Origin of the sequence: Campylobacter sp. 107, from assembly GCF_002383835.1 — a bacterium.
GTDB classification, from domain to species: Bacteria; Campylobacterota; Campylobacteria; order Campylobacterales; family Campylobacteraceae; genus Campylobacter_D; species Campylobacter_D jejuni.
Genome location: NZ_NXBA01000057.1, coordinates 1 through 548 on the forward strand (window position 1 = coordinate 1; position 548 = coordinate 548).

Annotated in this window: 1 protein-coding gene; it reads right to left on the minus strand. The window is 22.4% G+C overall.

Translation table 11 applies throughout. The annotated features are described in order from the left end of the window. A partial coding sequence (locus BGS40_RS07100; RefSeq protein WP_096738554.1) for a hypothetical protein occupies nt 1-427 on the minus strand: 427 nt, incomplete at its 3' end. Between the last annotated feature and the right edge of the window lie 121 nt (nt 428-548).

Below are 548 nucleotides of genomic sequence, written 5' to 3' on the forward strand. Positions count from 1 at the left end.
ATTTTTTGTGTTTTTCTCCTGTGCTATAACATTTAAAAAAATAAGCTTGTAATAAACAAGGAAATATGATAAATGTGATTACTAAAAAAAACATAGTTGCAAAGGTTAAAAATTTAAAATAATTACGCACTCTATATTCTTGCGGTGATAATTTTTCAATTTCTGGAGGATCAAGTAATACAAGCGATTTATAAAATTCAAGATCATAAGTAAGATAAAATATGATAACAATAGCCATAAAAAAGATAATAAAAGATATTAAAAAATAAGATTTTACAAATTCTTTTATGTTAATTTTAATCCAATAATTTAAAATAGAAAAGACAACAAGAACACTTAAAGTTGTAAGATAAAATTTTATATTAGTAAAAGCAAGAATAAATCCAAATAAACCCCAAAAAATAGAAAGTATAATATCTTCTCCCATTTAAACTCCTGTATTATAAAGCACATTATAAGCTTCATCTTTAAAATCAAGTTTAGTGATAAAATCTTTACTATAAAGTTTAAAGTCCAAACCATAAGGAGTGAATTTTTGATAGTCTTTA